At 69.5% G+C, this 25,985-nt stretch carries 26 protein-coding genes and 2 pseudogenes; 9 read left to right on the forward strand and 19 right to left on the reverse strand.

Annotated features, from left to right (window positions below; translation table 11 throughout):
• The first annotated feature begins 41 nt into the window (after positions 1-41).
• From mmsA to OHT57_RS15475, 4 genes and pseudogenes are all read left to right on the forward strand, one after another.
• Positions 42-1,592, forward strand: coding sequence for a multiple monosaccharide ABC transporter ATP-binding protein (gene mmsA, locus OHT57_RS15460; RefSeq protein ID WP_328746985.1), 1,551 nt, complete (start codon positions 42-44; stop codon positions 1,590-1,592).
• Positions 1,589-2,833 carry a multiple monosaccharide ABC transporter permease gene (gene mmsB / locus OHT57_RS15465; protein ID WP_328746986.1) on the forward strand — a complete coding sequence of 415 codons (1,245 nt, stop codon included), beginning with the start codon at positions 1,589-1,591 and terminating at the stop codon, positions 2,831-2,833. The genes mmsA and mmsB overlap by 4 nt, the downstream gene beginning before the upstream one ends.
• Before the next feature lie 81 nt (positions 2,834-2,914).
• Positions 2,915-3,979 (forward strand): annotated as a pseudogene (locus tag OHT57_RS15470) (aldose epimerase family protein); the annotation flags it as partial.
• Positions 3,980-4,154: 175 nt separating this feature from the next.
• The gene (locus OHT57_RS15475; RefSeq protein WP_328746988.1) at positions 4,155-5,897 is read left to right on the forward strand and encodes a pyridoxal phosphate-dependent aminotransferase; all 1,743 of its coding nucleotides are present in this window, start codon (positions 4,155-4,157) and stop codon (positions 5,895-5,897) included.
• A gap of 70 nt (positions 5,898-5,967) precedes the next feature.
• On the opposite strand, the gene OHT57_RS15480 is transcribed toward OHT57_RS15475, so the two are convergent.
• The 9 genes and pseudogenes from OHT57_RS15480 to OHT57_RS15520 form a co-directional block, all read right to left on the reverse strand.
• Entirely contained in the window at positions 5,968-6,942 is a 975-nt protein-coding gene (locus OHT57_RS15480) for a ribose-phosphate diphosphokinase (protein ID WP_328746989.1), read from the reverse strand.
• Positions 6,939-8,009 carry an alkene reductase gene (locus tag OHT57_RS15485; protein WP_328746990.1) on the reverse strand — a complete coding sequence of 357 codons (1,071 nt, stop codon included), beginning with the start codon at positions 8,007-8,009 and terminating at the stop codon, positions 6,939-6,941. The genes OHT57_RS15480 and OHT57_RS15485 overlap by 4 nt, the downstream gene beginning before the upstream one ends.
• Before the next feature lie 20 nt (positions 8,010-8,029).
• Complete coding sequence (locus OHT57_RS15490) at positions 8,030-8,962, reverse strand: pseudouridine-5'-phosphate glycosidase (protein WP_328746991.1); 933 nt, start codon at positions 8,960-8,962, stop codon at positions 8,030-8,032.
• Complete coding sequence (locus OHT57_RS15495) at positions 8,959-9,213, reverse strand: tautomerase family protein (RefSeq protein WP_328746993.1); 255 nt, start codon at positions 9,211-9,213, stop codon at positions 8,959-8,961. The genes OHT57_RS15490 and OHT57_RS15495 overlap by 4 nt, the downstream gene beginning before the upstream one ends.
• A 63-nt stretch (positions 9,214-9,276) precedes the next feature.
• Positions 9,277-13,103 (reverse strand): annotated as a pseudogene (locus tag OHT57_RS15500) (amino acid adenylation domain-containing protein).
• Positions 13,104-13,137: 34 nt separating this feature from the next.
• Positions 13,138-14,046 (reverse strand): EamA family transporter, encoded by a 909-nt coding sequence (locus OHT57_RS15505; protein WP_328746994.1) that lies wholly within the window; start codon positions 14,044-14,046, stop codon positions 13,138-13,140.
• Positions 14,043-14,708 carry a uracil phosphoribosyltransferase gene (gene upp, locus OHT57_RS15510; protein WP_328746995.1) on the reverse strand — a complete coding sequence of 222 codons (666 nt, stop codon included), beginning with the start codon at positions 14,706-14,708 and terminating at the stop codon, positions 14,043-14,045. Before upp ends, OHT57_RS15505 begins: the two co-directional genes overlap by 4 nt.
• 111 nt (positions 14,709-14,819) lie before the next feature.
• Positions 14,820-15,503 carry a phosphoribosylanthranilate isomerase gene (locus OHT57_RS15515; protein ID WP_328746996.1) on the reverse strand — a complete coding sequence of 228 codons (684 nt, stop codon included), beginning with the start codon at positions 15,501-15,503 and terminating at the stop codon, positions 14,820-14,822.
• 54 nt (positions 15,504-15,557) lie between these two features.
• The gene (locus OHT57_RS15520) at positions 15,558-16,214 is read right to left on the reverse strand and encodes a nitroreductase family protein (RefSeq protein WP_328746997.1); all 657 of its coding nucleotides are present in this window, start codon (positions 16,212-16,214) and stop codon (positions 15,558-15,560) included.
• 116 nt (positions 16,215-16,330) lie between these two features.
• On the opposite strand from OHT57_RS15520, the gene OHT57_RS15525 reads away from it, so the two are divergent.
• Positions 16,331-16,819 (forward strand): MarR family winged helix-turn-helix transcriptional regulator, encoded by a 489-nt coding sequence (locus OHT57_RS15525; RefSeq protein WP_328746998.1) that lies wholly within the window; start codon positions 16,331-16,333, stop codon positions 16,817-16,819.
• Between the two features lie 92 nt (positions 16,820-16,911).
• Here OHT57_RS15525 and OHT57_RS15530 read toward each other — a convergent pair whose 3' ends face one another.
• The 7 genes from OHT57_RS15530 to OHT57_RS15560 all read right to left on the reverse strand — a co-directional run bounded on the left by OHT57_RS15530 (position 16,912) and on the right by OHT57_RS15560 (position 21,753).
• The gene (locus OHT57_RS15530; protein ID WP_328746999.1) at positions 16,912-17,868 is read right to left on the reverse strand and encodes an arabinan endo-1,5-alpha-L-arabinosidase; all 957 of its coding nucleotides are present in this window, start codon (positions 17,866-17,868) and stop codon (positions 16,912-16,914) included.
• Between the two features lie 158 nt (positions 17,869-18,026).
• Positions 18,027-18,557, reverse strand: coding sequence for an SUKH-4 family immunity protein (locus tag OHT57_RS15535; RefSeq protein WP_328747000.1), 531 nt, complete (start codon positions 18,555-18,557; stop codon positions 18,027-18,029).
• Between the two features lie 32 nt (positions 18,558-18,589).
• Positions 18,590-19,144 (reverse strand): hypothetical protein, encoded by a 555-nt coding sequence (locus OHT57_RS15540; RefSeq protein WP_328747001.1) that lies wholly within the window; start codon positions 19,142-19,144, stop codon positions 18,590-18,592.
• Positions 19,137-19,946: a hypothetical protein gene (locus OHT57_RS15545; RefSeq protein WP_328747002.1), complete on the reverse strand. Its 810-nt coding sequence runs from the start codon at positions 19,944-19,946 to the stop codon at positions 19,137-19,139. Before OHT57_RS15545 ends, OHT57_RS15540 begins: the two co-directional genes overlap by 8 nt.
• On the reverse strand, positions 19,943-20,641 hold the full coding sequence (locus tag OHT57_RS15550) for a WXG100-like domain-containing protein (RefSeq protein ID WP_328747003.1): 699 nt from the start codon (positions 20,639-20,641) through the stop codon (positions 19,943-19,945). The genes OHT57_RS15545 and OHT57_RS15550 overlap by 4 nt, the downstream gene beginning before the upstream one ends.
• Positions 20,642-20,769: 128 nt before the next feature.
• Positions 20,770-21,258: a hypothetical protein gene (locus OHT57_RS15555; protein WP_328747004.1), complete on the reverse strand. Its 489-nt coding sequence runs from the start codon at positions 21,256-21,258 to the stop codon at positions 20,770-20,772.
• 42 nt (positions 21,259-21,300) lie between these two features.
• Entirely contained in the window at positions 21,301-21,753 is a 453-nt protein-coding gene (locus tag OHT57_RS15560) for an ATP-binding protein (protein ID WP_328747005.1), read from the reverse strand.
• A 168-nt stretch (positions 21,754-21,921) separates the two neighbouring features.
• Between OHT57_RS15560 and OHT57_RS15565 the strand changes: the two genes are divergently transcribed.
• Together OHT57_RS15565 and OHT57_RS15570 are read left to right on the forward strand one after the other, a co-directional pair.
• Positions 21,922-22,707: a helix-turn-helix domain-containing protein gene (locus OHT57_RS15565; protein WP_328747006.1), complete on the forward strand. Its 786-nt coding sequence runs from the start codon at positions 21,922-21,924 to the stop codon at positions 22,705-22,707.
• Positions 22,704-22,946, forward strand: coding sequence for a DUF397 domain-containing protein (locus OHT57_RS15570; RefSeq protein ID WP_328747007.1), 243 nt, complete (start codon positions 22,704-22,706; stop codon positions 22,944-22,946). Before OHT57_RS15565 ends, OHT57_RS15570 begins: the two co-directional genes overlap by 4 nt.
• Here OHT57_RS15570 and OHT57_RS15575 read toward each other — a convergent pair.
• A complete protein-coding gene (locus OHT57_RS15575; RefSeq protein WP_328747008.1) occupies positions 22,936-23,280 on the reverse strand; it encodes a DUF1330 domain-containing protein in 345 nt (114 codons plus the stop codon). The two genes, OHT57_RS15570 and OHT57_RS15575, sit on opposite strands and share 11 nt — an antisense overlap.
• Positions 23,281-23,370: 90 nt before the next feature.
• Between OHT57_RS15575 and OHT57_RS15580 the strand changes: the two genes are divergently transcribed.
• A complete protein-coding gene (locus OHT57_RS15580; RefSeq protein WP_443053448.1) occupies positions 23,371-23,799 on the forward strand; it encodes a hypothetical protein in 429 nt (142 codons plus the stop codon).
• Positions 23,800-23,881: 82 nt separating this feature from the next.
• Here the strand turns inward: OHT57_RS15580 and OHT57_RS15585 are convergent, their stop codons facing one another.
• Complete coding sequence (locus OHT57_RS15585) at positions 23,882-24,187, reverse strand: hypothetical protein (protein WP_328747009.1); 306 nt, start codon at positions 24,185-24,187, stop codon at positions 23,882-23,884.
• A gap of 161 nt (positions 24,188-24,348) precedes the next feature.
• Here OHT57_RS15585 and OHT57_RS15590 point away from each other — a divergent pair, with 161 nt between their 5' ends.
• On the forward strand, positions 24,349-25,161 hold the full coding sequence (locus tag OHT57_RS15590) for an intradiol ring-cleavage dioxygenase (RefSeq protein WP_443053614.1): 813 nt from the start codon (positions 24,349-24,351) through the stop codon (positions 25,159-25,161).
• Between the two features lie 206 nt (positions 25,162-25,367).
• On the opposite strand, the gene OHT57_RS15595 is transcribed toward OHT57_RS15590, so the two are convergent.
• Positions 25,368-25,937, reverse strand: a complete 570-nt coding sequence (locus OHT57_RS15595; protein WP_328747011.1) for a TetR/AcrR family transcriptional regulator — start codon at positions 25,935-25,937, stop codon at positions 25,368-25,370.
• Between the last annotated feature and the right edge of the window lie 48 nt (positions 25,938-25,985).

Here is a 25,985-nt window from a genome sequence, read left to right on the forward strand (position 1 = left end):
TCAGCCCTGTCGGACCACTCCTCTGATTGAAAGGCACGACCATGGCGGGACCCGTCCTGGAAATGCGCTCGATCGTCAAGACCTTTCCCGGCGTCAAAGCGCTGTCGGACGTCACACTGACCGTCCGTCAGGGCGAGGTCCATGCCATCTGCGGTGAGAACGGCGCCGGAAAGTCCACCTTGATGAAGGTGCTCTCCGGCGTCCATCCGCACGGCACGTACGAGGGCGACATCCTCTTCGAGGGAGACATCGTCTCCTTCAAGGACATCCGAGCGAGCGAGCAGCACGGCATCGTGATCATCCATCAGGAACTGGCCCTGGTGCCGTTCCTGTCGATCGCGGAGAACATCTTCCTCGGCAACGAACACGCCTCGGGCGGGTTCATCAACTGGAACGAGACGCTCAAGCACGCCACCGAACTGCTGCGCCGGGTGGGTCTGTCCGACCACCCCGAGACCCGGATCACCGACATCGGTGTCGGAAAGCAGCAGCTGGTGGAGATCGCCAAGGCGCTCTCGAAGAAGGTGAAGCTCCTCATCCTGGACGAGCCGACCGCGGCTCTGAACGACGAGGACAGCGGCAAACTCCTGGATCTCATCCTGGAGTTGAAGAAGCAGGGCATCACCTCGATCATCATCTCCCACAAGCTCAACGAGATCCGCCGGGTCGCCGACTCGGTGACGATCATCCGCGACGGGAAGTCCATCGAGACCCTCGACGTGAAGGCCCCGGAGACCACCGAGGACCGGATCATCACGGGCATGGTCGGCCGCGACCTCGACCACCGCTTCCCCGACCGCACTCCGTACGAGGGCGAGACGGACGCGGCCCCCGCCCTGGAGATCCGCAACTGGACGGTCCACCACCCGATCGACCAGACCCGCAAGGTGGTCGACGACGTGTCGATCGACGTGCGGCGTGGCGAGATCGTCGGCATCGCGGGCCTGATGGGCGCGGGGCGTACCGAACTCGCGATGAGCGTGTTCGGGCGCACCTACGGCCGGCACGCGGGCGGCACGGTCCTCAAGGACGGCAAGGAGATCCGTACGAAGACCGTCGCGGAGGCGGTCGGGCACGGCATCGCGTACGTCACCGAGGACCGCAAGCACTACGGCCTCAACCTCATCGACAACATCAACCGCAACATCTCGCTGACCGCCCTGGACAAGGTGGCCAAGTACGGTGTGGTCGACGAGCACGAGGAGCGGAAGGTCGCCGAACGCTTCCGCAAGTCGATGAACATCAAGGCGCCGACCGTGTTCGAGACGGTGGGCCGGCTGTCCGGCGGCAACCAGCAGAAGGTCGTCCTCAGCAAGTGGATCTTCGCCGGGCCGGACATCCTGATCCTGGACGAGCCGACCCGCGGTATCGACGTGGGCGCCAAGTACGAGATCTACACGGTCATCGACCAACTGGCCGCCGAGGGCAAGGCGGTCGTCTTCATCTCCTCCGAGCTGCCGGAACTGCTCGGCATGTGCGACCGCATCTACACCATGTCCGCCGGGCGGCTGACGGGTGAGGTCTCGCGGGCCGAGGCCACGCAGGAAGTGTTGATGCGCCAGATGACGAAGGACAAAGAGGTAACCCGATGAGCACCGATGTGAGCAAGATCCCGGCGTCGGCGCCGCCCGGCAAGAGCGGGGACCAGGCTTCCGACGGCGGCCTGCTGCAGCTGATGCTGAACGGCCTGCGCCGCAACATGCGGCAGTACGGCATGCTGATCGCGCTCGGCCTGATCGTCGCGCTGTTCGCGGTGTGGACCGACGGCGACCTGCTGCTGCCGCGCAACATCTCCAACCTGGTGCTCCAGAACAGCTACATCCTGATCCTCGCGATCGGCATGATGCTGGTGATCATCGCGGGGCACATCGACCTGTCGGTCGGATCGCTGACCGCGTTCGTCGGAGCGTTCGCCGCCGTGCTGACGGTCCAGCACGACGTGGCCTGGCCGATCGCACTGGTGCTGACGCTCGTGGTCGGCGCGGTCGCGGGCTCGGTCCAGGGCTATCTGATCGCGTATCTCGGCATACCGTCGTTCATCGTCACCCTGGCGGGCATGCTGCTCTTCCGCGGTCTGACGGAGATCCTCCTGGAGGGCCAGACCCTCGGCCCGTTCCCGGACGGTCTGCAGAAGCTCGGCAACGGCTTCCTGCCCGCGGTCGGCCCGGACACCAACTACCACAACCTCACCCTGCTGCTGGGCTTCGCGCTGCTGGCCTTCGTGGTCTACCAGGAGGTCCGCGACCGCAAGCGCCAGCAGGAGTTCGCGCTCGACGTGCTGCCCAGGAACGCCTTCCTGCTGAAGCTCGTCGCGATCGCCGCCGCGGTCCTCGCGGTCACGATGCTGCTCGCCAGCTACCAGGGCGCGCCGATCATCCTGCTCGTCCTCGGTGTGCTGGTGGTCGGCTACGGCTACGTCATGCGCAACGCGGTCTTCGGCCGGCACATCTACGCGATCGGCGGCAACCTGCCGGCGGCCAAGCTGTCCGGCGTCAAGGACAAGAAGGTCACCTTCCTCGTCTTCCTCAACATGGGCGTGCTCGCGGCCCTGGCGGGTCTGGTGGTCGCCGCCCGTCTGAACGCGGCCTCCCCGAAGGCGGGTCTGAACTTCGAACTCGAGGCGATCGCCTCGTCGTTCATCGGTGGCGCGTCCATGAGCGGCGGTGTGGGAACCGTCCTCGGCGCGATCATCGGTGGCCTGGTCCTCGGTGTGCTGAACAACGGCATGAACCTCCTCAGCGTCGGCACCGACTGGCAGCAGGTCATCAAGGGTCTCGCCCTGCTGGCCGCGGTCGGGTTCGACGTGTGGAACAAGCGCAAGTCCGGCTCTTAGCAGCCGGTTCGCAGACAGGTCGTACCGAAGGGTCCCGCGGGCAGCCCGTCCGCGGGACCCTTCGTCCTCCCACCCCAAGGCCACGGAGGCAGGAACCCGGTGAAGGAACTGTTCGGCACGCTCGCCGACGGGACGAAGGTCCACCGCTGGTCGCTGGAGAACGGCGGCACACGACTGAAGGTCCTGTCCTACGGCGGGATCGTGCAGTGCCTGGAGGTCCCCGACCGGGACGGCCGGTACGCCAACGTCTGCCTCGGCTTCGGCAGCGTCGAGGAGTACGTCGACTCCAGCCCGTACTTCGGGGCGCTGATCGGGCGCTACGGCAACCGCATCGGCAAGGGCGCCTTCGCCCTGGACGGCGAGACCTACCAACTGTCCGTCGACGACGGCGAGAACAGCCTGCACGGCGGCGCCCAGGGCTTCGACAGGCGCGTGTGGGATGTCGAGCCGTTCACCGAGGGCACCGACGTCGGCCTGCACCTGTACTACACGTCCACCGACGGCGAGATGGGCTACCCGGGCACCCTCAGGGTGAAGGTGACGTACACCCTCACCCGGCACGGCGAGTGGCGCATCGACTACGCGGCCACCACCGACAGGGCCACCGTCGTCAACCTCACCCACCACCTGTACTGGAACCTCGGCGGCGAGGGCACCGGCACGATCGAGGACCACGAGCTGGAGATCGCCGCGTCCCGCTACACGCCCACCGACCCGGGTCTGATCCCCACCGGTGAGCTCGCCAAGGTCTCGGGCACCCCCTTCGACTTCCGCGAGGGCAAGCCGATCGGCCGGGACCTCAGGGCCGGCCACCCGCAGCAGATCCTCGCCAAGGGCTACGACCACAACTGGGTCCTGGACAAGGGCGTCACCGCGGAGCCCGAGCACGTGGCGACCCTGCGCGACCCGTCGTCGGGCCGCACGCTGCGGATCTCCACCGCCGAGCCGGGACTGCAGTTCTACTCGGGCAACTTCCTCGACGGCACCCTTACCGGCACCGGCGGCCGCACCTACCGCCAGGGCGACGCGCTGTGCCTGGAGACACAGCACTTCCCGGACGCCCCGAACCACCCGTCGTTCCCGTCCACGGTGCTGCGCCCGGGCCGGACATACCGTACGACAACGGTCCACTCGTTCGGTGCCTGACCTGGTGAGATGACGGGCCCTACCCCGTGGTTCCCGAACTCACACTTCTTTCACACCCGTTGAACAGCGCCACGCGGATTTCCGTATGGAGAGGTGGCCCGTGCTCCCCCGCGCGGGCCACCCAATGACGACGGACCCGGTCGTCCCCGCCGGGTCCGCCCCATACGGAGGTTCGATGGCCGACAACGTCACCTCGTTGTTCCGCAGCACTTCTGCGCACAGCCCGTCCATGGCGGCGCTGGCGCGTGAGGGCGGAGACGGGACGGGGCCGGTGGACTTCTGTATCCCCTGCAATCCCTATTTTCCCACCCCGGCGATGATGGACACCATGGCCTCGCGGCTGAAGGACATCATCACGTACTACCCCAGCAGCGCCGACACGATCACCGCCGAGCTGTGCAACCTGCTCCAACTCCCGCCGCAGGCCGTGGCGATGGGCAACGGCTCCACCGAACTGATCACCTGGATCGACCACCTGCTGGTCCGCGAGTCCCTCGCCATACCGGTCCCCACCTTCGGCCGCTGGACCGACCAGCCGATGGAGACCGGCAAGCGGGTCGACATGTTCCCGCTCCAGGAGTCCAGCGGCTTCGCCCTGGACCTCGCGCAGTACGCCGAGTTCATCCGCACCCGGGGCACGCGGGTCGCGGTCATCTGCAACCCGAACAACCCCGACGGCGGCTTCCTGCACAAGCACGCGCTGGTGCAGTTCATGGACGCCATGGCCGATCTCGACCTCATCGTCATCGACGAGTCGTTCCTGGAGTTCGCCGACGCGGAGCAGGAGCCCTCGGTCGTCCAGGAGGCGATGATCCGGCCGAACGTCATCGTCCTGCGCAGCCTCGGCAAGAACTTCGGCCTGCACGGCATCCGCTTCGGCTACATGGTCGCCAACCCCTCCCTGGCCGGCCGGGTCCGCTCGATGCTGCCGAAGTGGAACCTCAACGCCTTCGCCGAGTACGTGGTGTTCATGCTCAAGGAGCACGGCGCCGAGTACGCGCAGAGTCTGCACCAGGTCCGCCGGGACCGCCTCGACATGGCGAGCCAGCTCTCCCAGCTGCCCGGGCTGACCGTCTACCCCTCGCAGGGGAACTTCCTCTTCGTGCGCCTGCCCGTGGGCGCCGAAGGCACCGTGGTCCGGGACCGGATGCTCACCGAGCACCGCATCCTCGTCCGCGAGTGCGGCAACAAGATCGGATCCTCCAGCCGCTTCCTGCGGCTCGTGGTGCGCCCCCAGGTGGATGTGCGTCGCCTGGTGTCCGGCCTGGAACAGGTGCTCTACGGGACCAGGAGGGGAGCCGTCGTGCCCGAGCTCGCTCAAGGGACCAGCTACAGCTCGGGTACGGCGGCAGTGGACCGCCTCGTCGGCCAGACCAACGGGGCCGGCATGCAGGGCCTCGCGGCGATGGCCGTCGGCGGCGGTGGGATGGGCATGCCGATGGCGATGCCGACGCCGATGTCGGCACCTCAGCCGGTGCAGATGCCGGTCGCCGTGGCCTCGGCCCAGTCGGACGGGATGGGGATGGGCATGGTGGGCATGCCGATGGCGATGCCGACGCCGATGTCGGCGCCTCAGCCGGTGCAGATGCCGGTCGCCGTGGCCTCGGCACAGTCGGACGGAATGGGGATGGTGGGCATGCCGATGGCGATGGCGGCGGCAGCACCCGCACCTCCTCCGGCCCCCGCCCCGATGCCCCCTGCTCCAATGCCCATGGCTCCGGCCCCGATGCCCTTCGCCGCGCCGAGCGGGCCGACCCCGCCGGGGGTTCCGGCCCGTGGCGGGCTCACGGCCGCGCAGGTGCGTGGCATGACCGCACCGGCGGCGGGCGTACCGCAGGAGTTGTCCGCGGCGCCCGCCACCGGGTGGCCCAACGCGCAGAGCTGGCCGAACGCGGCGGGGATGGGCCAGACGGGATAGCCCGCGCCCGGACGCGACAGGCTCGCGACGAAGGGCCTCCGGCAAGGTCTCCCCCGCCGGAGGCCGTCCGTCACAGCTCGTCGAGGAGGCTGGTCACCGAGCCGTTCTCGAAGATCTCCCGGATGGCGTGCGAGATCAGCGGTGCGACCGACAGGACCTCGACCTTGTCCAGGCCGGTCGCGCCGGCCGTGGGCAGGGTGTCGGTGAAGACGAACCGGCTGACCCGGGAGTTCTTCAACCGGTCCACCGCGGGCCCGGACAGGATGCCGTGCGTGGCCGCCACGATGACGTCCTCGGCGCCGTTCGCGTACAGCGCGTCCGCCGCCGCACAGATCGTGCCCGCCGTGTCGACCATGTCGTCCACCAGGACGCACACCCTCCCCGCGACCTCGCCGACCACCTCATGCACGCTGACCTGGTGGGCCACGTCCTTGTCCCTCTTCTTGTGGACGATGGCCAGCGGCGCGCCGAGCCGGTCGCACCACCGGTCGGCGACCCGGACCCGGCCGGCGTCCGGGGAGACCACCGTCAGCCGCTCCCGGTCGGTTCCCGCCGCGATGTGGTCGGCGAGGGTGGGCAGGGCGAAGAGATGGTCCATGGGGCCGTCGAAGAACCCCACGATCTGGTCGGTGTGCAGGTCGATCGTGATGACCCGGTCGGCACCGGCGGCGCTCAGCAGGTCCGCGACCAGCCGGGCCGAGATGGGCTCCCGGCCCTTGTGCTTCTTGTCCTGCCGCGAGTAGCCGTAGAACGGCGCGACGACGGTGACGCTGCGGGCCGAGGCCCGTTTCAGCGCGTCGATCATGATGAGCTGTTCCATGATCCACGTGTTGATGGGCGCCGTGTGGGACTGCGTGACGAAGCAGTCCGCACCGCGGACCGACTCCTCGAAGCGGACGTAGATCTCCCCGTTGGCGAAGTCCCGTGCCTGGGTGGGCACCAGGCGGGTGCCGAGTTCCCGGGCGATGCGGGCGGCGAGGTCGGGGTGGGCCCGGCCGGAGAACAGGAGCATCTCCCGCCGGGCGCCACGGGTCACGGAGGTCACCGGCCGAGCACCGGGTAGTCGGTGTAGCCGCAGTGGTCGCCGCCGTAGAAGGCCGACTCGTCGGCCGCGTTGAACGGTCCGCCTGAGGCGATACGGGCCGACAGGTCGGGGTTGGCGAGGAAGAGGGCCCCGAGCGAGACCGCGTCGGCGAGACCCTCGTCAAGGATCTGCTGCGCGGTCTCGGCGGATGCCGGGAAGGAGTCCGCGGTGGCGTGCGGGTTGACCACCAGACCGCCCTGCCACAGGTCGCGCACGGCCCGGGTGACCGGGCGCGAGACGATCTCGCAGACCTCCAGGAACGCCAGCTCCGGCAGCGCCGGGACGAGGGCCGCGTAGAGCGCCTGGGTGTCGCCCTCGGCGATGTCGTTGTAGGTGTTGCCGGGCGAGACACGCACGCTGGTGCGCTCGTTGCCGATCGCGGCGGCGACGGCCTCGGTGACCTCGACGGTGAGCCGGATCCGGCCCGCGAGCGAACCGCCGTAGGAGTCGGTGCGGTGGTTGGTGTTCTCGGCGAGGAACTGGTGCAGAAGGAAGCCGTTGCCGGCGTGCACCTGGACGCCGTCGAATCCGGCCTCGACCGCGTTGCGGGCGGCGTCCGCGAAGTCCCTTACGGTGGCGGCGATCTCGTCGGCGGTCAGCTCGTGCGGGACCGGGTAGTCCTGCGGTCCGGCCGGGGTGAAGCACTGTCCGGCGGCGGCGATCGCGGACGGGGCGACCGGCTGGTGGGCGCTGTCGTACAGCGCGGGGTGCCCGATGCGGCCCGAGTGCATCAGCTGGACCACGATCCGCCCGCCCGCGGCGTGCACGGCATCCGTGACGGTGCGCCAGCTCTTGACCTGCTCGGGGTGGTGCAGGCCGGGCGTGTTGAGGAAGCCCTGGCCGACCTGGGAGGGCTGGGTGCCCTCGGTGATGATCAGGCCGGCGGAGGCACGCTGGGCGTAGTACTCGGCCATCAGCTCGGTGGCCCCGCCGCACGGCTTGGCCCGGTTGCGGGTCATGGGGGCCATCACGAGCCGGTTGTCCAGGGTGATCTTGCCGAAGGTGACGGAGTCGAACAGCGAGGTCATGATCTTCCTTTACGAGGGTGTCAGCCGCGGTCGGTCTGGTGGCGGGCGTAGGCGGCGGCCAGGCGGCCGCCGACCTCGGCGGTGGAGATGAGGACGGCCATGTTGGCCTGGGCGGTGCGGCCTCCGGTGGCCCGGTCGACCGCGTGCATCAGGTACTTGGTCAAGCCCTGGCCGCCCACGCCGTCCCGCTCTGCCTGCGCGAGCGCGTCCTGGATGGCGGCCTCGGCCTCGGCCCGGTCGACGGCGTCCTCGGCGCGCGGCGGGGTGGCGACGACCACGCCGCCGGGGTGGCCGGTGGCCCAGTGGGTGGCGACGACCTCGGCGATCAGGTCCTCGTCGTCGATGCGGTGCGGGGATCTGATGCCGCTGGAGGCGCAGTAGAAGGCCGGGAAGTCGTCGCAGCCGTGGGAGAGCACCGGGACGCACTGCGTCTCCAGGTACTCCATGGTGAGTTTCAGGTCGAGGATCATCTTGGCGCCGGCGCACACGACCGCGACCTTGGAGCGGGTGAGCTGGATCAGGTCCGAGGAGACGTCCATGGTGGTCTCGGCGCCACGGTGGACGCCGCCGAGACCCGCGGAGGAGAACCACTGGATGCCGGCCAGCTCGGCGGCGACGAGCGAGGAGGCGACGGTGGTCGCGCCCAGGCCCCGGCGGGCCAGCACCACGGGCAGGTCGCGGCTGGAGACCTTGGGGATGCCGGTCCCGGACGCGAACCGCTCGATGTCCTGCTCGGTCATGCCGACCTTGAGGGCCCCGTCCTCGACGCAGATCGTCGCCGGGACGGAGCCGCCCTTGCGGACGGCGGCCTCGACCTCGTACGCCGTCTCGGCGTTGTGCGGGTAGGCCAGGCCGTGGGTGATGACGTTCGATTCCAGCGCGACGACGGGCCGCCGTTCGTGCAGGGCCTCGCGGACCTCTTCGCTGTAGTGGATCGGGATGCGGGTGCTCATCGGGTTCCTTCGGCGGGGATCGGCTGGGAGTAGTTCGGCTGCTTCCACAGCAGGTGGGCCTTGGCGTCGATCTCGGGTGTGTGCACCCGTTCGATCCACCGGGACGGCTCGACGGGTTCCACGGCGATCGACACCGCGCCCTCCTCGACGCCGAACACCCGGGTGACGGTCTCGGTCAGTGCGGTGACCAGCTCGGCCCGCTCGGCCTCGGTGAAGGTGCGGGGAAAGTGGCTGATGCTGATGTGCGGCACGGCCGCGTCCCTTTCGGTCGGGGACCTCGCCCCGCGGCGGGGGAACTCACGGGGCGAGGAGTCTCAGTGACGGTGTGTCAGATCCCGGATGCGGGCGATGAGTTCGTCCACTCCGTGCTTCTTCAGCACGGAGTAGTGGTCGCCGTCGAGGTCCACGAGCACCGGCGGTTCGGCCGAGTAGCCGGAGCTGGTCTCCAGGAAGGAGTAGTCGTCGCCGCGCGCCTTGAAGACCGTGACGGGCGCCTCGATGCGGCGCTCGCGCAGTTCGCGGAAGCTGTACTCGAACTCGTAGGTCTCGGCGACGATCCGGGTGATGCGGCGAATCGTTTCCTCACCGAGGGCCGGCAGCCGGTCGTGGACGAAGCCGACGAAGGAGTCCTCGTCGGTCACCTGCCGCAGACAGGCCCGTACGGCCGGGCCGTGGACGGTGCCCGCGAAGACGGAGAACAGGATGGTGACGTAGGCCGGGTTGGCGAAGGACGCCTCGCGGCCCCACCGTCGTCCGCTCTCGTTCGCGAGCTCGGGATTGCCCGGGCAGATCAGCAGCAGGCTGTCCACCTTCTCGCCGGACCGCTCCAGCTGCCAGGCCGCCTCGAAGGCCACGCGCGCGCCGAAGGAGTAGCCCCACAGCGTGTACGGTCCGCACGGCTGGGCCCGGCGGATCTCCGCGACGTCGGCCGTCGCCATCTCCCGGATGGTGCCGTGCGGCACCTCGCCGGGGTTGATCCCGTGGGCCTGGATCCCGGTCACGGGCCGGTCCAGGTCCACTCCCTGGGCCAGCAGTCGCAGGTTCATCGGGTAGCCGCCGAGGCCCGGCCAGCAGAAGACCGGGCTGCCGGGGCCGCCGTGCAGCGGCACCAGCCGGGAGCCGGTGTCCGGGGCGCCGCGGTCGACACGGGCGGCGAGATCGGCCAGCTTCGGCGACTCGAAGATCACCTGGAGCGGCAGACCGGCGTCGAACTCCCGGTTGATCCGGTTGACCAGCGCCACGGCGTGCAGCGAGTTGCCGCCCGAGGCGAAGAACTCGTCCTGGACGGACACGTCCTCGTACTTCAGCATCCGGCCCCACTCGGCGGCCAGCCAGCGTTCCGTCGCCGTGGCGGGGGCGACGTACTCGGCGGCGCTGCGGATCGCGGCGACCTCCGGCAGCGCGGCCGTGGCCTTGGCGTCGATCTTCCCGTTGGCGGTCAGCGGCAGTTCGTTCACCACCACGACCCGGGCCGGGATCATGTAGTCGGGCAGGAACCGCGCCATGTCGTCGCGGATCAGTTCCGCCGGACCCCGGGTGTGCACGGCGTCCTCGGCCATGCCTTCGTGCGCGGCCTGGCCGGTGCTGATCCGGCCGCCCACGAAGAAGTACGAGGCGGGCGCGGGAGGCGCTCCGGCGGCGGCGAGCAGGTCGTCCAGGCGGCGGGCGGCCGGCAGTGGGTTGCCCGACTTGGAGGAGTAGCCGGAGGACATCAGACCGATGCCCGCGGTGCGCTGGAGGCGGTGCAGCAGGGTGCCGAGGACGATGTAGTGCCGCCACGGGTCGGTGGCCCGGGAGACGGCACTGATCCCGAAGGCGGAGCACTCGTACACGCTCTGGTTGATGGCGATGACGTGCCGCTTCTCCACGACCCCGGAGCCGACCGCCTCAAGCCGGCCGTCCCGGTGCCGGTAGAGGCCTTCCTGCAGTCCCGCCACCCGGTCGCCGTGGGCCTGGACCAACAGCTCGACCTCGTCCGGCTGCTCCCGGTCCTGGTGCGGGGTGATCTCGAAGGTGCCCAGGTACCGGTCGCCGTCGGCCGCGTCGAGCCGGTCGAAGACCGCCGGGTCGAAGCCCACGGGGACGATGCCGAGGCCGAACTCGGGCAGGACCTCCTCGAAGACGCCGAGCATGTGGCCGGCCTCGAACTCCAGGACCTCCAGGATGTTGTTCTTGTACACGGGCTCGATGGCCCGTGTCCGCCCGAGGAAGTGCACCCGCAGCACCGGACGGGACGTCTCATGGCCCGCGTCGCCGACGCGCACCAGCGTGTGGTCGGCGGGGTGGTGGTAGTAGACGCCGGACAGCCCGAACAGGCCGTCGATCTCCAGATACGTCTGGGTGGCGTACAGAGCGCCGGGCGAGGCGTAGGAGTACTTCGGCAGCAGCCGTTCGTCGCTGCGGAACGGGCCGAACCAGCGCAGGACACGGCCGAGTTCCGTCAGTGTGAGCTCGGTGAGCGCCCGGGGCACGCGGGGTGTACGACGGCGCGGGGAGAGCAGGTCGAGCACGTCGTCCGCGGTGACCGCGCCGCCGTCGTAGCGGCGGTAGGTCTTGCGGGCGAAGGCCTCGCGGCGCTGCGCCTCGGTGGCCTGCCGGCCCGGCAGTTCGAGCACCGGGCGCCCGGCCAGTTCGGCGGGACCGCGCAGTCCCGGGTTGGACAGCTGGGCCCTGACCTGGACCTTGGACGCCTTGGACCGGTGGTGGGCGGCGTCGTCGCGGCCCTGGTCCATCACCGCGGCGGTGCGCTCGTTCAACTCCACTGCCGCGACGAGGGACTTGCCTCCGGTGCGGGGGTCGTCGGTGACGACGGCTGCCGCGCGCCGCACCCAGGTGTGCTCCTCGATCCGGGACGCCACCTCCTCCAACTCGACCCGGTAGCCGCGCAGTTTGACCTGGTTGTCGGTTCGGCCGGTGAACTGGATGGTGCCGTCCGGGTTCCACTGGCAGAGGTCGCCCGTACGGTACAGGCGTTCCGTCGGATTGAACGGCGAGGTGAGGAGCGTCCGGCGGTCGCCTCGGGCAGGCCGATGTAGCCGCGGGCGACCTGGACGCCGCCCACGAAGAGCTCACCGTTCTCGCCGATGTCGACCGGCTGCATGTTCTCGTCGAGGATGTAGCAGGTCACGTTGTCGGCGGGCACGCCGACCGGCAGGATCCCGGCCGGTGCGACGTCGAGGGCGTCGGGGTCGATCCAGTGCGAGGTGGCGTTGATCGTGGTCTCGGTCGGGCCGTAGAGGTTGACCAGGGAGACGCCCGGCAAAGCTGTGAACAGCTCCTGGGCCAGCGCGCGGGTGAGGGCCTCGCCGCCGGAGAAGAGCCGGGTCAGGGAGGTGCAGGCACCGAACTCCTCGGTGTCGACGAGGGCTTGGAGCAGGGTCGGCACGGCCTGGAGCGCGGTCACCCGGTGCGCGCAGACCATGGCGATGACGGCCTCGGGGTCCCGGAAGATTCCCGGGGTTCCCATCACCACCCGCGCTCCGACGGCGGGGGCGAGGATCTCCCACTGTGCCGCGTCGAAGCTCATCGGCGTCTTCTGGAGGATGGACACCTCGGGGCCGAGGTGTCCGCAGTTGGCCAGCCAGCGCAACTGGGAGACGATGCTGCGCTGTTCGATCATCACCCCCTTGGGCCGGCCGGTGCTGCCCGAGGTGTAGATGACGTAGGCGAGATGCTCGCCGCGCGGGGCCGGCAGAGGCGCCACCGTGTCCTCGGCAAGGTCGGTGAGGTCGACGACGACCGTGCCCTCAGGGGCCAACTGCCGGGCCTGCTCGCGCAGGTGGGGCTGGGTGACGATCACCTGGGCGCCGGAGTCCTCGACCATGTGTCTGAGCCGGGCCTCCGGGTAATCGGGCGAGAGCGGCAGATACGCGGCGCCGGCCGTCAGGATGCCCCAGGCCCCGGTCATGAGGTCCGCGGAGGACTCGGTGTAGAGGCCGACGCAGGTGTCGGGCAGGACGCCGAGTCCGACGAGCCGGGAACCCAGGCGGTCGGCCTGGGACTTGAGCTCGCGGAAGGTCAGGCTTGCGTCGGCGGTGGTTACGGCCGTGTCGTCGGGGCGCAGTCCCGCCTGGTGGGCGAGCAGGCCGCGCAGCGACGCGGGCTTGAAGGACACACCGGATATGGGTGCCTCGGTGTTCATGTGGTGATTCCCCCGAATCGTTGATGAGAGTCGATCAGACCCGGCTCGCCGCGCGTTCGGGCGGCGCCGGTGCGGGTCTGCGGTCCCGGCCCCGCGGCTGGGCGAGGACGACCGCGCCCACGACGGCGGCCGCGCCGAGGAGTTGGAGCGGGCGCAGGGTCTCGTCTAGGAAGAGGTAGCCGAGGACCGTCGCGCACAGCGGTGAGGCGAAGGACAGGAAGGAGGCGGCGAGGGCCGGCAGCCGGGACAGACCTCGGAACCACAGGACATAGGCGATGAGCGCGCCGATGACGCTGAGGTAGGCGAAGCCCCCGACGTTGGTCCAGGTGAGATGGTCCGGCAGACCCTCGCCGGCCAGGGTGACGGGCAGCAGGACGAGCCCGCCGACGGTGAGCTGCCAACCGGTGAACGTCAGCAGTCCGACGCCCTCGGGACGGCCCCACCTCTTGGTGAGCACGATGCCGGAGGCCATGGACAGGGCGCCGAGGAGCCCGGCCAGTACGCCGACGCCGTCGAGACCGGCGTGCGGCTGCAGTACGAGCAGGGCGACTCCGACGGCGCCGACCAGGCAGGCCACCAGATGGACGGGCTGGATCCGGTCCTTCAGCAGCGCCGAGCCGAGCAGCAGCACGATCATCGGCTGGATCGTCATGACCAGCGCGGCCACTCCCCCGGGCAGGTGGTAGGCGGCCAGGAACAGCAGATAGAAGAAGGCACCGATGTTCAGGACGCCCAGGACGACGGCCCGCCACCACCAGATGCCCCGGGGAAGCGTCCTGGTCATGAGCAGCAGGAGCAGTCCCGCGGGCAGGGCCCGCAGGGTGGAGGCCAGCAGCGGCCGGTCCGGCGGCAGGAACTCGGTGGTGATGAGGTACGTCGATCCCCAGACGGCCGGGGCGAGCGCGGTGAGGGCGGAGGTCGCGGCGAGGCGCTGACTGGTCACTCGGTGGCTCCGGAGTCGGTCGTCCCGAAGAAACGGTCGCCGAAGTCGCCGATGCCCGGGATCATGAACGCGTGCTCGTTGAGCCGGTCCTCGATCGCGCTGGTGACGATCTTGACCTGTGGACGCTCGGTGCCCACCCGGCGCAGCCCCTCGGGAGAGGACAGGAAGTTGATCATGATGATGTGCTTCTCGGGCACCCCGGCCTCGCGCAGCACGTCGATCGCGGCGATCGCGGAGCCGCCGGTGGCGAGCATCGGCTCCAGCAGCAGTACGTGGCCGTCGGCGATGTCCGCGGGCAGGTGCTGGTAGTACAGGTGCGGCAGCTTGGTCCGCTTGTCGCGCTGGATGAGGATCTTGCCGACGCGGATGCCGGGGTGGAGATAGCGCAGCTCGCCCTCCATGGCCTCGCCCGCCCGGATGACCGGCACCGCGCAGATCTTCGAGGCGAACTCGAGTCCCTGGTAGGTGGTGCCGACCGGGGTGGTGACGTCCTTCTTGGTGAACGGCAGGAGGTCGAGGCCGGCTTCGAGCAGGTGCCGGATGACGCGGCGCGAGTGGAAGACGAAGTCCTCGCGGGTGCAGTCCTTGTCCCGGATGATCGTGTGGATGGCACGGAGTTGGTCGGTCTGCGGAAGCAGATGGACGTTGTGGCCCGTGGTCACGGCATGGGCTCCTTCGGGTCCGTTGGGTTCGACTCGCTCGACGAGGGCACGGCGAAGGGAGGGGCGTCCGGGCCGGATCGCGGTCCGGACGCCCCTGCTTCGGTGCTGCGTTCAGCCGATCTCGTCGAAAGCGCGGCGGGCCTCGGCGACGAACTTCGCGACCTTGGCGCGGTCCTTGCGCCCGTCGGGGCCCTCCAGGCCGGTGTGCGCGTCGACGGCGGCGGGCCGGACCGCACGGATGGCGTCGCCCACGTTCTCCGGGTTCAGACCGCCGGCCATCATCAGCGGCTTGGGTGAACGCCGGACGAGCTCGGCGGAGACGTTCCAGTCGTGGGTGAGGCCGGTGGCGCCCTTGGCGCCGGTCCTCGGGTCGAAGGTGTCGGTGATGTACATGTCGACGAAGGCGTGGGTGTCGTCGACGAGCTTCAGCAGCTCCTCGGCGTTGTCCTGCTTGACGACGAGGGACTTGAGCACGAAGAGGTCCGGCCGGATCTCCTTGAGGCGGCGCAGCTGCCCGGTCTCCACGTCACCGTGCAACTGCACGGCGACGACGCCGAGTTCGTGACAGAAGTCGCTGATCTCCTGGGCGTCGGTGAGATAGCTGATGAGGACGCCGGCGTGCGGGGCGGCGAGGCCCTTGATGATCACCGCGGCATCCTGCTCGGGAATGTCGTCCTTGCCGGACGGCAGACGCAGCGCGAAGCCGAGCCAGTCGGCACCCTGAGCGATGATCATGTCCGCCTCGACGGCGTCGATGACGCCTGCGACCTGGACGAGCTTGTTGACTGTGGTCACGAAGACCAACCCCCCTGTTGGTGCGCGGTGTTCGCGCTTGGTTGTGATGTGGTGTCAGCGGCCGTACGTCTCGCTGAAGCAGGTCAGCACACGGTCCCGTCGTCCTGGGTGAAGCCGGCTCTCGGCCGGGTGGCCCAGCGGCATGAGCAGGGCGATGTGCAGGTCGTCGCGGCCGTCGATGCCGATGGCCTTCTTGACCTGCCCCTCGTCCCAGCCGTTCATCGGACTGGTGGCCAAACCCGCGGCCTCAGCGGCGATCATGAGGAAGGACGCGGCGATCATGGCGTCCTTGACCGCGTACTCCCGCTCCAGGCCCCGGCCCGCGAGGTCCTCGTAGAAGTGGCGGGTGTCGGCGGGCGAAGCGGCGGCGAATCGCTCGGACCACGCCCCGCGCTGCGTCGCGGTGTCCCACACGTCGCCCCGGTCCTCGCGCCAGGCGGCGGACTCGGCGACGAACACGAGCATCACCGGCGCTTCCTGCGGATGCGGCTGGCCACCGGTGGCCGCGGTGAGCGCCCGGCGCCCCTCCTCCGAGGTGACGGTCACGACCGAACGGGCCTGCAGATTGAAGCTCGACGGCGCTTCCAGGGCCAGCTCCACCAGCTCCGTGAGCAGCGCGGCCGGTACCGGATCGGGCCGGTAATGGCGAATACTGCGGCGGGAACGGATGACCCGGGAAACGGTGGCGTGATCGACGCTCGATGCGTTCACGACCTTACCCCCTGACTTTTCGACGTCGAACTATCTGACGTCGAGAAGCTATGCCATGAACTACACTTGCGTCAAACACTTCGCTGTCAAACTAAACCTGAACGGGAGGTGACCTCATGCGTGACTCCGTCGACGAGTTCATGGACCAGTGGGCCGCCCAGCGCACCGACCTCGACCTCGACGCCATGGGCACGGTCGGCCGCATCCTGCGGCTGTCACGACTGGTGAACGCCCGACTCAAGGACTATTTCACGCAGTACGACATGGAGACGTGGGAGTTCGACGTCCTCGCCACCCTGCGCCGCAGCGGGCAGCCGCTCACAGCCAAGGCACTGGCCGGCAGCATCATGATCGGCTCGGCCGCGCTCACCAACCGCATCGACCGGCTGGTCGCCCGCGGCCTGGTCACCCGCGAGTCCGTGCCCGGCGACCGGCGCAGCCTGCACATCGCCCTCACCGCCGAGGGACGCGACCTGGTCGACCGCACCGTGGAGGGACATGTCCAGAACCAGCTGAAGATCCTCGCGGGCCTGACTCCGGACGACCGCGAGGACCTCACCCGCGTCCTGCGCACCCTGCTGGTCTCGCTCGGCGACACCCGCTGAACCCACCGCGCGCACAACGCCTCGCCGCCGCCCGGCAGTTACCGCACGGACGACGAGGCGGCCACGGGGTCACCCACTGGGGCGGCTCAGTGTCAGTGGGCGACCGGCCAGCCGCTGCTCCAGTTCAGCAGGTTGATGCCGAGCTTGGGTGTGCCGTTGTCGTTGCCGTCGTAGTAGTGGTAGACGATCAGGTCGCCGTCGGAGTCGTTCATGATCGACTGTCCGCCGGGGCCGATGTACCGGCCGTGCGACTCCAGGACCGGGGTGCCGCCGTTGTTCGTCATCGCGACGCCGCTCTTGTCGACGTACGGCCCGGTGACGGCGGTGGCCCGGCCCACCTTGACCTTGTAGGTCGAACTCGTGCCGGCGCAGCAGGTGTCGTAGGACGCGAAGAGGTAGTAGTAGCCGCCCCGCTTGACGATGTACGGCGCCTCGACGGCCTTGGTGCCGGTCGGGCGGGCCGCGATCGAGTACCGCGTGGTGTTGGAGGAGAGCTGCTTCCCGGTGCTCGGGTTGAGCTGGATCATCTTCAGGCCGGTCCACCAACTCCCGAAGGACAGCCACCACTTGCCGTCGCCGTCGACGAAGAGGTTCGGGTCGATGGCGTTGTAGTCGCTCGCGGTGGTGGAGGTGTAGACGGTGCCCTGGTCGGCCCAGGAGCCGGGCAGGCCGGTGCCCGAAGTGGCGAGGCCGATGGCGGACTTGTTGGAGCCGAACGTCGAGACGGCGTAGTACAGCAGGTACTTGCCGCCCTGGTAGGAGATGTCGGGCGCCCACGCCTCGGTGGCGTACGACGACCACCAGCCGGGCTTGGCGGTGAACGCGTCGCCGCCCGCCGTGAACGCGGTCCGGTCGGTGGAGGTGCGGTAGCCGAGACCGCCGCCGGTGCCGTACAGCAGGTACCGGCCGGCCGAGGTGCGGATCATGGTGGGGTCGTGGACGGTGGTGGCACCGGTGACGGTCCCGGGGTTGGGGTACGCGGAGGCCGTGCCCGGAATCAGGGCCAGCAGGAAGGCGACGGGAACAGCCAGAAGCGATGTGCGGCGCACGCTGACGCTCCTTTGCAGGATGCGAGTGAGGGGATGTTCGACATGTCGATCACCGATCAGAGCTTCGGACGGGACCGTAGAATCGAACCTCTTGCGCGTCAATGGCCCGCGCACGCCTCAGTGGTCGTGCTCCAGGGACGGCGTGGGCGTCGTAGGACTCAGCCGACCTGCTCGAAGACCATCGACCACCAGCTGTCCGGCTGTGCGAACGCGTACGGGTCGCGGGCCCTGAGGTACTCCACGAGTGTGTCCGTGTACGGCGCGCGGTCCTGCGGTGCGGCCTGTTCCAGGTGCTTGGTGCGCAGTGCGAAGCGGTACAGGAACTCGACGAGGTCGGCGAGGGTGCGGTTCACGATCTCGGCGCGCGGTTCCGCGTCGAAGGACATGAGGATGACGTAGCCGCGGTCCATGTCGAGGCAGTACCGCATCGCCGGGTCGTCGGTGGGGCCGCCGAGGACGAGGATGTGGGTCTCGTCGCCGCCGGCGGCGACCGGCACCACGGTGAAGGGATCGGGCCCGTCGTCGGCGGTGTCGAGGGTGAACAGCACGTCGACGAAGGCGGGCACACCGACGTCGCACAGCACCTCGGCGTCGGCCTCGGACAGTCCGCGCTCCTCGGCGACGGCACGGTCCAGCGTGACCACGCGGTCCGCGCCGAACAGTTCCGTCATCTCGTCATGGGTGGCCATGCGTCCTCTTCTTCCCCTCGTCCTCTGTGTGTTCAGCCGGCGAGGCCGGCCCGGCGCAGCAGCTTCAGCCAGTCGTCGTACTCCACCAGTTCGTCGTCGACCAGCGCGAGCCGTGCGTACGCGGCGGGGTCGGCCAGCCGCTCCAGGAAGAAGTCGGCCAGACCGGGCGCGAGCTGCTCGAAGCGCTCCGCGTCGACCCAGTCGGCGCCCTGGTCCGGGGTCCCGAGGACACTGCCGCCCGCGCGGTCGAGGAACACGGGAGCGTCGTTGGTCATCCCGACACAGAACAGCTTCTCCGGGGACAGCTCCAGCGGGGAGTCGACGACCGGCTCGCAGTAGAACTGGTGCTCCTCGGCCTCCTCCAGGCCGAAGAGCTGCACGGACGGTCCGCAGCTCGCGCCGTCCAGCACCCGGCAGAAGTCCAGGAACTCCCGCGGCACCCCGTCGGCATCCGCGGCGGCGGACGTCTCCTCGTCGATCGTCCCGCCGAGCGTGAACCCGAGCACGTCCGGGCTCTCCGCCAGCGCCGTCCGCAGGGCGTCCACGGTTGCGATCAGGCGGGACGACGCCGGGCTCGCGCTAGTCATCTGGCCACCACTTGATGTCGATGTTGATCGGATTGCCGTCCGGAAGATCCTTGATCTGCGGGCGTATCTGCTGTGTGCCGATGTCGTAGTTCGTCGTCCGGTCGAGCATCCGCAGGTTACGCCACGCGTCCGGACCACCGGTCTGGAGCTCGTTGACGTGGTCGGGCTGCATTTTACGGGCGGCCTGCGCGGCCTCCTCGGCGAACTCGGGGTCGTCCTTGTGGTTCCTGCGGATGAGCGCTTCCAGGGCGCCCTTGTACTTCGCGGTGATCTCCTTGTCGCGGTAGTCCTCGGTCCTGCCCTTGAACTTGAAGAGGTTCCCCTCCTCGCCGAGCCGCTGCAGGGCCCGCGCCTTCCGTTCGAAGGCCGGCTTGGGCATGCCGGGCTTCCACTCCACGGTGACGGTGTGCGGGTCCTTGGTGGTGTCCGGACGGTCCTTGCCGATCCCGCCGCCGTCGCGCACCGTGTCCTGGTCGCCGGAGCGCTTCACGATGCTCTGCAGCATCGTCTCGATGTTCTTGTCGTTGCGCGCATGGTTGTCGCCCATGTCCCGCACGCCCTTGGACACGTCCTGGAGGTGCTTGTGGAGCTGGTCCTCGGCCTCCTCGATGGCCTTGAGGATCTTCTCGGCCCCGGTCTCGACGGCCGCCGCGAGGGCGCCCTTGCCGCGCGTCCGGTTCAGCCCGGCCCGGCTGCGGCGCAGGTGGGGGCGGGCGCTGGACTCGTGCTCGTCGGCCTGGGAGGTGATCCGGTCGGCGAGCCGTTCGTGCAGCTCTTGGTCGCTGCGTACGGTGTCGCTCACGCGGCGCCTCCCCCCTTCGCGGTGAAGGTCCCCGTGGTCCCCGTGGCAGCGTCCAGCCCCTCCTTGAGGCCCTCGCTGCCCGCGTTCAGGGTCTTGCCGGGGCTGTAACCGTCCTGCAGTCCCACGGCGTTGGCGCCGACCTGGATGACGAGGTCGGTGGCCATGTTGCCGAGCGCGGAGTAGACGGGGCCCATGGCGACGGACATGAGCTCCTCGACCAGGAGGTGCTCGGCCTCCTTCAGCAGCCGCCGCACGATCAGGCGGGTGGCCTGGGTGGCGCCGAGCGCGCCGACCTCGGACAGCCCGAGCGTGAAGGGCGCGGCAGCCTGGGCGGCGATGATCTCGGCGGCCAGGATGCCCAGTTGGACGACGGCGGCGACCTTGGCACCGGCCACGGCGACGGCGGCGCCGTCCAGGGCCACCGCCCCGATGTCGGCCGCTTCACCGAGGCGTTCCAGGTGTACGTCGCTGACCTTGCCCCAGTGTTGCTGGAAGGCGGCGGTCGCGATGCCCTCGTTGCCTTCGAGGAACTCGCGGACGACACTCGTCGTCGCGTCCTTGCCCTGCCGCATCTGCGAGGCGAACGAACGCAGTCCGTCGGCCATGTCGCGGTAGTCGTCCTCGTCGACATTGGGCCACTCGACTCCGATGAGGTCCAGCACCCAGGCCGCCTCGTCGGGCAGCACGACTCCCATCCCCGTTCCCCCTTCGCCTTGGCAGGACCATTTCAGGTCACGCGTGCGACGGCCGAACTGTACTACGGGGGGCGCGATTTGCTGCCGCTACGGGAGGGATCGGAGTCCGTCCGTCGGGCGGGGGATGCTCACCGGTTCCCGAAGGGACGCGTCGGGCGGGAGCCGCCCAGACCGCCGGGGCCGGACTGCCCCCAAGGGCCCGCGGGACGCTCTGAATCCGTACGGCTCTCCGCGCCGGGCGGTGCCGTGTCCTGGCCGTCCCGCTCGTCCCTCTCATCGTGCTCGTCCTCGGCGCGACGCGCTTCCTGCCACTCCCCGAAGCGCTCGCCGGCCTCGCGGGCCTCGGCGTCGGAACGCTGCTCCCCCGCGCGCCGGACCTTGTCCGCCCCCGCGAACAGGGCGGCCGTGTACTCCGGGTCGGTGAAGGCCTGTTCCGCCGTGAGTCTGCCGCGCAGCACCCCGCCCGCCATCTCCCGCAGCTTCGGGTCGGACCCGGTGCTCAGCGTGCGCAACGCGCGCAGCAGGCTACGCGCCCGCTCCTCGTCCTTTGCGACACCCAGCAACTCCCCCTGATCCACCTCACGCCCGTCCACCACGCGAACCTCCCCCTTCTTCACGCCGGTCGCTCCAGTATCCAACAGCCGCCCGCGGGGCGGGAGTCACTGTCGCCGACGGCGGCTCGGCAGATCGACCTCGGCGCGCACCGTCTTCCCCGGCGGGGGCTCCCGGTCCCGTACCTCCCACCGGTCGGCGAGCGCGTCGACGAGGACGAGCCCACGGCCCCCGTCGCCGAGCAGCCGCATCGGCCGTACGGCGGGAAAGGGCTCCTCGCGGGTGTCGGTGACCTCGATACGGACACTGCCGGTGACGAGGGCCAGCCCCAGCTCGAAGTCCCGTCCCGGAACCCGGCCGTGGGTGACGGCGTTCGCGGCGAGCTCGGCGACGATCACCGCGACGGCGTCGGAGACCGGAGTGCCGTGCGCGATGCCCCAGGCGTGCAGCTGGTTCAGGGCGAGGTGGCGGGCGAGACGGGCACCGCGCGGGGTGGGACTGAGGCGCTGGGTGAACGTACGTACGGTAACCGGGGGTTGGTGGGTGTGAGGTGCGGTCATGGGCCCAATCTGGCGGTCCTGACGGTGCTTCACCAGGTGGGGCGCGCGTACGCTGCGGCAGCGTACGCGGTCACGGACTGGACAGTACGCGTGACGGACCGTGACCATGGGCGCGGGAGGTGACCGACTGTGGTCGATGGTGGCGGTGAGCCGGAGTCGTCGGACAGCATGCGGACGTTCGGGGCGGTGCTGCAAGCCCTGCGGGAGCATTCGGGGTTGAGCCGGGAGGAGTTCGGCGACCTGGTGGGCTTCTCCAAACACACCGTGGCGTCGGTGGAGTTGGGGCGCCGGATGCCGGACCTGGTGCTCGTGGAACGGGGAGAGGAGGCGACGGGGAACACGGGGGCGCTGCGGAAGTCGTTCCCGAAGCTGGCCCGGCAGCCGGGGTTGGCGGCGTGGTTTCGGCAGTGGGCGGGACTGGAGGCGACCGCGATCACGCTGTACACGTATGAATGCCGGTTGGTTCCGGGGCTGTTGCAGACGGAGGCGTATGCGCGGCAGCTTTTCACCGACGAACTCCCGCCGTTGGACGACGAGCAGATCGAGGCACAGTGGGTCGCCCGGGCGGAACGTCAGAAGTTGCTGCGGGACCGGCCGAACACCGCCTACAGCTTCATCATCGAGGAACACCTGCTTCTCCGCCGCACGGGCGGAACGCAGACGACGCGGGAGCTCGTGGAACATCTGCTGGAGGTCTCCGAGCTGCGGAACGTCGAGATCCAGGTCATGCCGTTGGTACAACGGTCACACGCAGGTCTGCACGGGCCGATGCAGTTGCTGGAGAACCCGCAAAACAGGTGGTTCGCCTACACGGAGGCGCCGGAGAGCGGGCAGCTCATCTCCGACTCCAAAGTGATCAGCGTGCTCCAGAGCAGGTATGCCAGGATGCGTTCACAGGCGCTCACCATTAGGGACTCGGCAAGCCTGTTGCGACGGATGCGAGGAGAGCTATGAGCACCTCCGAACTGGCCTGGTTCAAAAGCAACTACAGCAGCGGCTCCGGCGACGACTGCGTCGAGGTCGCCCTCTCCTGGCGCAAGTCCAGCTACAGCAGCAGCGGTTCCGGCGACTGCGTAGAAGTGGCCACCTGCCCCGCCACCATCCACATCCGCGACTCCAAGAACCCGGACGGCCCCCGCCTCACCGCCTCCCCCACCCCCTGGGCCGACTTCCTCGCCCACCTCACGAAGTGAGCGCGTCCCGCATCCCCTTGGCGGTGACCGCCGGGTCGTAGCCGTCGGGAACGCCTTCGACCAGGATGATGTCGCCCTCGATGTGCCGCGAGCGCAACGGGGCGATCTCCTGGTACGCGGCGGAGTCCCACCAGGCCCGCGCCTCGGCGATCCCCGGGAAGCCGATCACGACCACGAACCCCGGCCAGCCGCCCTCCTTCACCTCGTGCAGGGTGCCGTGCACCAGGAAGCGGCCGCCGTACGGCTCGAAAGTGCCGGGGATCCGCTCGATGTACTCGGCGATCTCCGGGTGCGGCGCGGCGTTCCGCAGGTGGGCTATGGCGTAGGCGGTCATGGCGTCCTCCCGGTCGGTGCGACTGTGTACGCCGGTGAGCCTGGCAGGCTTCCGGACAGGGGTCGATGACCTCAGAAGTAACCGGCAGAGGTGACCCGCGTCCTCAAAAACCGCCTCGCCGACCGCCGCGCCACCGGGTACGTTCGCCGCGTGTGCCACTACGCCGAGACCTCCTACAAGCTGCACTACGCGTGCGTGTCCTGCCGCGTCGCGTTCAAGAGGCACCCGGCCACCGCCCCCGGCGGACACCGCTGCCCGAACTGCTCCGGGCCGCTGACCTGCGCCGGCCACGACTTCGCGGCACCCGCACGCCGGGACGTCAAGGCGTGGTCCGTGGTGGCCGCGGTCCTGGCCGCCGGCCTGCGCTACGAGGGCTTCGAGCCCTGCGGCTGCGGCCGGGAGCCGAAGTTCCGTCCCCGGACGCGAGCCCAGTTGCGAGCCCGCCGTATCGCGGCGACCCGGGAGGGGACTCCCCTGGCCGTGGTGCTGGAACGCCGGGACCCGCAGCTTCCCGCGTGACCTGACCGCCGCCGCGGGGCCGCCCACCTCCCTCCCGGGACGGAGGACGTGGACGGCCCCGCGGCGGCGCGTCAGACAGGCGTCAGCCGACCGCCCGTTCCGGTCCCAGCGTGGCCTCCAACCGCTCTCTCCACCCCGCATCCGCCAGCCCCGCCCCCACCAGCACGTCCCGCCAGTCCTCCTTGGCCAGCTGAACGGCGTCGAGGATCCGGTCCACCCGTCCCTGGCCGCACAGCAGGGTCGCGGCAGCGATCCGTTCCTTGTCCTCCTGATCCCCCCGGTCGGTCAGGTGGTTGACCAGTTCGGTGAGGAGATCCCCGACCACCTCGCCCTCGCGACCGGGGAAGTCCTCGGCGATACGCCGTTCGACCCGCACGGTAAGCCCCATTCACCCTCCTTGTTGGCATACGCCCCGATACGCTACCGCGCCCGCCCCGAACCGTCCCGCAACCTGTCTTGCAAGAAACTTGACGGTCCATCACTTTGCCGAACTGACAGCGCACCAACAGACACCGCCCCTAAGGTGCCGTGTTCATGACAGACACCCCCATGAATGACACCCCCACGACCGAGACCGCCGTGGACGAGACCGTCACGAGAGCCGCGGCCGACACGTCACGCAACCCGATCGGACGCCGGACCGTCCTGGTCGCCACAGGCGCCACGGCGGCGACCCTCGCCGTGGGCGCCGCCGCCTCGCGGACTCCCGCGGCCGACACGACCGACACCGCCCCCGTCGCCGCCGCGGCCGTCTGCACCCTCACCAAGGAGATGACGGAGGGGCCCTACTACCTCGACGGCCAGTACGTCCGCTCCGACATCACCGAGGGCAAGACCGGCTTCCCGCTCAAACTCGCCCTCACCGTCGTCAACGACGACACCTGCGCCACGATCAGCAACGCCCTCGTCGAGATCTGGCACTGCGACGCGCTCGGCGAATACTCCGGCTACGTGGGCAACAACGGCCACAACGAGCCCGACGACGGCACCTTCCTGCGCGGCGGGGTCCTGACCAACAGCGCGGGCGTCGCCAACATCACGACGGTCTACCCGGGTTGGTACCGGGGCCGCTGCGTCCACATCCACGTGAAGGTGCACGTGGGCGTCACCCTCACCTCCGACGGCTCCTTCACCGGCGGCACCGAACTCCACACCGGCCAGCTCTTCTTCAACGAGACGATCACCGCCAAGGTCGGCGCGCTCTCGCCGTACTCGGCCAACACGGTCACCCGCACCACCCTCGCCCAGGACGGGATCTACGACGACGCCGGCGCCTCCTCCGGCCTCCTGACCCTCACCGCCCTCGGCAGTTCGCCCACCGCCGGTTACACCGGCACCCTCACCCTCGGCGTCGAGAACTAGCGCGACCGCTCATCCCCCACGCGCCCTGGGCGACCGTAGGCCGGAATCCCGGTGGCCCAGGGCGCGTACTTCCGGCTTGACACCCTCCGTCTCCATGACGCCGGGGAGCGGGAGACGGGCGATGACAGAAGCGGGACCGGCCGGTCGAGTGCCGCATCCCGGGCCGGACCTCGCTGATCCGTTCCTCAAGCACGGTGCTGCCGCGGTCAGCGCACCAGGGGGAGGAAGATCGTGTCGACGATCTCTTCGAGGACGTCGTCGGGCACGGGGGCGAAGGTCGTGAGGAACTCGTTGCGCAGCAGGTCGAAGGGGAGTGACTTGATGCGTTCGGTGAGGAGTTCCGGTTTGATCTCGCCGCGTTCGGCGGCGCGGTCGAAGAGGACGTCGACGGCTTCCTTGCGCCCTGTCGTGGTGGGGTCGACCAGGTCGCCGGGGCTGGTTCCGGTCTTCTGGTAGTAGCCGGCCAGGTTCACGCTCATGACGGTGACGAGCTGGAGGCGGGTGGCGCTGATCTCCCGCATGAGGGTGAGGACGTCCTCCCGCAGGGATCCGGTGTCGGGAACGTCGTGGATGTGTTTGCGCAGAACATGGGGGATGGTCGCCCGGACGAGTGCGTCGCGGTCCGACCACCGGCGGTAGAGGACCGTAGGGCTGGTGCCCGCACGCTTGACGACGGCGTCCATGGTGAACCGGGCGTAGCCGTTGTCGGCGAGTTCTTCCCAGGCCGCGTCGAGCAGCGCCTCCTCCAGCGCCGCTCCGCGGCGTCGCTCGGCCATCTGAACCCCCATCTCCGCTAGATAGACTTGCCTATCTAATCCTAGCGG

It is taken from the genome of Streptomyces sp. NBC_00285 (genome assembly GCF_036174265.1).
Taxonomy (GTDB): Bacteria; Actinomycetota; Actinomycetes; order Streptomycetales; family Streptomycetaceae; genus Streptomyces.